The sequence below is a fragment of the Rhodopseudomonas pseudopalustris genome, assembly GCF_900110435.1.
In the GTDB taxonomy this organism is placed as follows: Bacteria; Pseudomonadota; Alphaproteobacteria; order Rhizobiales; family Xanthobacteraceae; genus Rhodopseudomonas; species Rhodopseudomonas pseudopalustris.
This window is the reverse complement of sequence record NZ_FODT01000024.1, coordinates 1-6,071: the sequence shown is the minus strand read 5'-3', so window position 1 is coordinate 6,071 and position 6,071 is coordinate 1. Positions and strand designations below refer to the sequence as shown.

The 6,071-nt window shown below is 62.2% G+C and carries 5 protein-coding genes; 3 read left to right on the top strand and 2 right to left on the bottom strand.

Annotation, left to right across the window (positions count from 1 at the left end):
- Window positions 1-191: 191 nt before the first annotated feature.
- Window positions 192-629 carry a MarR family winged helix-turn-helix transcriptional regulator gene (locus BMY71_RS24150; RefSeq protein WP_244526167.1) on the bottom strand — a complete coding sequence of 146 codons (438 nt, stop codon included), beginning with the start codon at window positions 627-629 and terminating at the stop codon, window positions 192-194.
- A gap of 556 nt (window positions 630-1,185) precedes the next feature.
- Here BMY71_RS24150 and BMY71_RS24145 point away from each other — a divergent pair.
- The 3 genes from BMY71_RS24145 (at window position 1,186) to scpC (ending at window position 5,149) form a co-directional block, all read left to right on the top strand.
- Window positions 1,186-2,652 carry a porin gene (locus tag BMY71_RS24145; RefSeq protein WP_011500750.1) on the top strand — a complete coding sequence of 489 codons (1,467 nt, stop codon included), beginning with the start codon at window positions 1,186-1,188 and terminating at the stop codon, window positions 2,650-2,652.
- Window positions 2,653-3,238: 586 nt separating this feature from the next.
- On the top strand, window positions 3,239-3,490 hold the full coding sequence (locus tag BMY71_RS24690) for a hypothetical protein (RefSeq protein WP_139202745.1): 252 nt from the start codon (window positions 3,239-3,241) through the stop codon (window positions 3,488-3,490).
- Between the two features lie 96 nt (window positions 3,491-3,586).
- On the top strand, window positions 3,587-5,149 hold the full coding sequence (gene scpC / locus BMY71_RS24135; protein ID WP_092686400.1) for a succinyl-CoA:acetate CoA-transferase ScpC: 1,563 nt from the start codon (window positions 3,587-3,589) through the stop codon (window positions 5,147-5,149).
- A 25-nt stretch (window positions 5,150-5,174) separates the two neighbouring features.
- Here scpC and BMY71_RS24130 read toward each other — a convergent pair.
- Window positions 5,175-6,071 (bottom strand): MutS-related protein (locus BMY71_RS24130; protein ID WP_430715355.1); only part of this gene is annotated, 897 nt, incomplete at its 5' end.

Below are 6,071 nucleotides of genomic sequence, written 5' to 3'. Positions count from 1 at the left end.
CTTCCACGCATCGTCTTCCCCTCGAAGCATTCGCATCGAAGGGAATCATGCCGAGAGGCCTGCCGCCAGTGCCTTTTTCAACAGCCTGCTAGAGCGTTTCCGGTTCTGATAGAATCAGAACCGGAGCTCTAGCTTTCTGTTCTGACGCGTTTTCTTCACGCGAACCGGTTTCCACTTCGCTCGAAAACGCTCTAAAAGCCCCCGGCGATCTTCAGGCAGGCCTTCTCCAGACGGGCTTTGAGCCCGGTGAGTTGCGCCGTGACGCCTTCGAACGCATCGCGGGAGAGGTCCGCGAAGATGAACTCGTTCAGCGACTGCTCGTCCGCTGCAAGGCCCGCGATCTGCTTGTAGGCCTTGTCGGTCAACGACAGATTCACGACCCTTGCGTCGGTCTCGTCGGTCTGACGGCGCAGCAGGCCCTTCTTCTCCAGAATCTTCGATTGGGTAGTGATGAAGGAGGAATCGACGTGGATAGCCTTTGCGACGTGGCGCACAGAGATGCCGTCGCCCTCGTCCAACCCCCGGATTGTCGTCAGCATGGCGAATTGCGGCCCGCTGATGCCGAGGCTCTTGGCGCGAAACTGTCGGATTTCATCGAGATAGACGGCGATACTGCCGATTGCCGTCACGAATTCCCCGACGGTGCTTGGGTCCACCGCGATCGATTGGACCGCGAGACCTAGCTTTGCCTTTCTGGGCATTCCACCTCCGAGGCTCTACTGAAGGTAGACCTTATCATCTGTTGCGCATAGCTTTCAATGTCAATTAGCGCTCGTTTACCAGCGCGCAGCCCATCCCGGTCAGCGCGTCAGTGCCTTGGGTTATCTCGACTTTTGCATCGCTCGCCAAGCCCCACGAGCTGATGATTGGACATGGCGCGGGTATTTATTTGTCACGGCTCGCAGTCCCGCGACGGCAAGGTGGCATGACTGAAAATCGGGGCGGTCGAGCAAATCTGCCTGTTGCGCAAATACAACGACAGAACGCAAACAGTTCCATGACTAGATAAACAATTTCCATCAACTAATGAAATCAATCATGATGTCGGCAGACGGGTGGGGCAAACCAAATCGTCCCGTTGAGAAGTGTGCTCGGCAGACAACGCCGGCACCTATCGAAGCACAGGGTCGCCTGCGGCTGTGGCCAAAGAATCGACCCTTCCACACAGGACCCTGGAGGGCTGTAATGAACTCGATTAAGCGACTGGCATTGGGCTCCGCCGCGGCACTCTTTGCCATCGGCAGCGCGCAGGCCGCCGATCTTCCGCTGAAGGCCAAGGCCGTTGAATACGTCAAGATCTGCTCGATCTACGGCGCCGGCTTCTACTACATCCCGGGTACGGACACCTGCATCAAGCTCGGCGGCTACGTGCGCGCCGACGTGACGTTCAACGGTTCGAACGCCTATGACGCGCCGGCCTGGAACGGTGCCTCGGGCGCCAAGAACCGCAACGCCAACTCCTATATCTTCCGTTCTCGTCAGGACATCAACGTCGACACCCGCACCGCGACCGAATACGGCGTGGTTCGCACCTATTTCGACGCGGTGTTCAGCTGGACCACCGGCGGCGCGAACTCGGGCATCGCCGGCGGCGAGCTCGGCGTGTACTACGCCTTCGTGCAGTTCGCCGGGTTCACCTTCGGTAAGGCCGTGTCGCAGTTCGATACGCCCTGGACCGGCTATCCGGGCAACAACACCTCCTACCTGATCGGCGGCTACGATAACGTCACCGGCATCAACCAGGTGGCTTACACTTCGGAATTCGGCAACGGCGTGTCGGCCTCGGTCTCGCTCGAAGATCAGTCGGCCTACCTGCAGTCGAATCTGTACAACACCAACGTCGGCGGCACCGTGCTCGGCTACGGCGCCAACTCCTATGCTGGCACCTCGGTTCCGGACATCGTCGGCAAGATCCGCGTCGACCAGGCCTGGGGCTTGTTCCAGGTGTCGGCCGCCGCGCATCAGGTCCGCGCCAGCTACTACACCCCGGCTTTGGAAACCTCCGGTCATCCGGGCGACACTTGGGGCTACGCGGTGCAGGGCGCTCTGTCGCTCAAGAACCTGCCGACCGGCCCCGGCGACAGCATCAACATCACCGCGACCTACTCGAACGGCGCGACCCGTTACGTGATCGGTGGTGTTACGACCCCGGCGTCGTTCTTGATCTACGACAACGGCAGCATCCCGGGCACCTATCAGAGCGTTGCCTTCGCGCATGCGGCTGACGGCGTGTTCGCTGGTGCGAACAACGTGTTCGGTACCGGTATCGAGAAGACCAATGCGTGGGGTGTCCGTGGTGCGTTCAACCACAACTGGAGCCCCTACTGGTCGAGCTCTCTGTTCGGCTCCTACACCTCGATCGACTATAACGGCAACGCGTCTGCTCTGATCTGCGCTGGTCTGGGCGCTCCGGTTGCCGGCTTCAATTGCAATCCGGACTTCCGCATTGCTCAGGTCGGCACCGTCACCCGCTGGACCCCGGTCAAGAACCTGACCTTCTCCGGCGAAGTGCTGTACACCTACCTCGACCAGAGCCACACCGGTGTCGTGAACGTCTCGGCGATCCCGGCGCTCGGCAAGCCGACCGCCAACTACGAGCTGAAGGACCAGGGCGTCTGGACCGGCAGCCTGCGCGTTCAGCGCACCTTCTGATCCTGATCGTTCCGCGAGGAGCGCATCTCGAAAACCCCGGCGGGCGACCGCCGGGGTTTTTTGTCTTGACGCACGACTGACGTTACGCGGCCCCAGGTGCTATCGGCGTCGCCTCGGTTCAAGTCCGCTGCGGGCGCCGTGGCGAGCACCACGTGCTCACCACGGAAGGGCCGATCGAATTTCAATCGATGACTAACTCAGCTATTGAACTCAATCAAAATGGTCATATAATTCTTTGTCGACTGATTTGTCGGCCCAAGCGAAGGAGATCGCACAGACTCTTTTCTTTGAAATGTAATACCTCCAAGAAACCTCCGGCAATGCCCTGCCGGAGGTTTTCGAGTTATTGGCTTCCCTGACTTTCGGTCTCCCTGACGCGTATTCCCGGACGCGTCATCCCCCTGATACGAAACGCCTGGTGCGAACCCCGCTGACGCGAAACCATTGCCGAGCGTCATGGTGATTGACGAGCCAAGTCGCCTCCTCACCTTGGTCCCGCCGGGACGGGCATTTCCTTCTACGTCATTCTCACCACCACCTTGCCGCGCCCAATTCTTGCGGCCCTGCATTGCAAGCGCAGCATATCGTGGGCGGCGATGATGATCGCGCTGCGGTGACGTCCGCCCATCCTGCCAAATACTGTCGAAAAATCAACGAGCTAGCGTTGCCGTTCGGATCGGTCGCCGCGATCGGAAAGGCCAACGCGAAATCTCGCGTTGCAGCCGTGGAGCTGCTTCGATCGATTGTTGGATGGCTCTTTTCGGCGAAGGGGTTAGAGCATGATCCCGAAAAGTGGACGCCGGTTTTCGGAAAAGATCTTGCTCAAACAAGAACCTAGAGCGCGATGACAGTTCGAAGACAAGGCATCCTGCCCTAGACGCATCGAATCACTCACATCAGCGGGCGGGCCTGCCCGCGATCAGAAAGAGCCGTAATGGTCGCCTCCGCCTCCCGCGTCCTCGCCCCCCATCTTCGCTCGAGAATCATGACCGCAGCCGACGCCGCCGCGTTGATTCCCTCCGGCGCGAATGTCGGCATGAGCGGCTTCACCGGGTCCGGCTACCCCAAGCTGCTGCCGCTGGCGCTGGCCGAGCGCATCAATGCGCATCACGCCCGCGGCCAGAAGTTCAAGGTCAGCGTCTGGACCGGCGCCTCGACCGCGCCCGAGCTCGACGGCGCGCTCGCCAAGGTCGATGGCATCGAGATGCGGCTGCCGTATCAATCCGATCCGACCTGCCGCAAGCGGATCAATGCCGGGCGGATGGAGTATATCGACATCCATCTGTCGCATGTCGCGCAGCACGTCTGGTTCGGCTTCCTCGGCAAGCTCGACGTCGCGATCGTCGAAGTCGCCGGCATCCGTGAGGACGGCAGCCTGATTCCGTCGTCGTCGATCGGCAACAACAAGACCTGGCTCGATCTTGCCGACAAGGTGATCCTCGAAGTCAACGCCTGGCAGGACATCCGCCTCGAAGGCATGCATGACGTCTATTACGGCACGCAGTTGCCGCCGCATCGCAAGCCGATCCCGATCGTCGCCTCGGGCGACCGCATCGGCGAGCAATATCTGCGTTGCGATCCTTCGAAGATCGTCGCCATCGTCGAGACCAATCTGCCGGACCGCAACTCGGCGTTCTCCGCTCCCGACGAGGCCTCGCAGGCGATCGCCGAGCATATTCTCGAATTCCTCGGCCACGAGGTGAAAAAGGGTCGGCTGCCGCCGAACCTGCTGCCGCTGCAGTCCGGCGTCGGCAATGTCGCCAATGCGGTGATGGCCGGGCTCGAGGACGGGCCGTTCGACAACATGACCGCCTATACCGAGGTGCTGCAGGACGGCATGCTCAGCCTGCTGCGCAAGGGCAAGCTGGCCCATGCCTCGGCCACCGCGTTGTCGCTGTCGCCCGACGGCTACGACGAATTCCTGCGCAATCTCGACTTTTACCGCGAGCGCATCCTGCTGCGGCCGCAGGAAATCTCCAACCACCCCGAGGTGATCCGCAGGCTCGGCGTGATTGCGATGAACGGGCTGATCGAGGCCGACATCTACGGCAACGTCAACTCGACGCACATCACCGGCACCAGCATCATGAACGGCATCGGCGGCTCCGGCGATTTCGCCCGCAACAGCTATCTGTCGTTCTTCATGACGCCGTCGGCCGCGAAGGGCGGCAAGATCTCCTGCATCGTGCCGATGGCCTCGCATGTCGACCACACCGAGCACGACGTCCAGGTGATCGTCACCGAGCAGGGCCTGGCCGATCTGCGCGGCCTGTCGCCGAAGCAGCGCGCCAAAGTGATCATCCAGAACTGCGCGCACCCGACCTTCAAGCCGGCGCTGAAGGAATACTACAAGCGCGCGCTGGAATATTCGCCGGGGCTGCACACCCCGCATATTCTCGACGAGGCGCTGACCTTCCTGCCGAACTGGATGGCCAACAAGGCCGCACGCGAGGCCTGGCGCGAGGATGCGGTGGTGCAGGCCGACGTCTGGCGGTGAGGCGCTTTCGATCCCGCCACCAACCTCAATCTGCCTTCGGCAACTTCGCCTTCAGGGCATACAGCGCGTCGAGCGCCTCGCGCGGCGACAACTCGTCGGGGTGCAGCGCCTTTACCGCTTCGATCAGTTGCTCGGCCTCGCTCGGCGGCGGGGGCTCGACCGGCGCGCGCGCGGTCATGGCGAACAGCGGCAGATCGTCGGCGAGCGTCCGCGCCGATTGACCGCGGTCGTTGGCTTCGAGTTTGGCCAGCACCGACTTCGCCCGCGCCACCACCGACGGCGGCAGCCCCGCGAGCTTGGCGACCTGAATGCCGTAAGAGCGGTCGGCGGAGCCCGGCAGCACCTCGTGCAGGAACACCACCTCGCCGCGCCATTCCTTGACCCGCACCGTGGCGTTGAACAGCCGCGGCAGCTTGGCGGAGAGCGCGGTCAGCTCGTGGTAATGCGTCGCGAACAGCGCGCGGCAACGGTTCTGCTCGTGCAGATGCTCGATCGCCGCCCAGGCGATCGACAGGCCGTCGAAGGTCGCCGTGCCGCGGCCGATCTCGTCGAGGATCACCAGCGCGCGCTCGGTCGCCTGATTGAGGATCGTGGCGGTCTCGACCATCTCGACCATGAAGGTCGAGCGGCCGCGCGCGAGATCGTCGGCGGCGCCGACGCGGGAGAACAGCCGGTCGACGATGCCGATTCTGGCGCGGCTCGCCGGCACGAAGCTGCCGGTCTGCGCCAACAGCGCGATCAGCGCGTTCTGGCGCAAGAAAGTCGATTTACCGGCCATGTTCGGGCCGGTCAGCAGCCAGATCTGCCCGGCCCCCACCCTTCCCTCCCCCGCTTGCGAGACCTCTGCGAAACTCGTTGATTTGGCGAGTTTGCCGCTGGAGGGGTGATGGCGTGATGCGATTTGGCTGCGATCGGCGGTTTC

Coding starts and splice junctions, on each gene's coding strand:
- BMY71_RS24145 (WP_011500750.1), top strand. CDS start 1,186: ATGAACTCGATTAAGCGACTGGCATTGGGCTCCGCCGCGGCACTCTTT.
- scpC (WP_092686400.1), top strand. CDS start 3,587: ATGGTCGCCTCCGCCTCCCGCGTCCTCGCCCCCCATCTTCGCTCGAGA.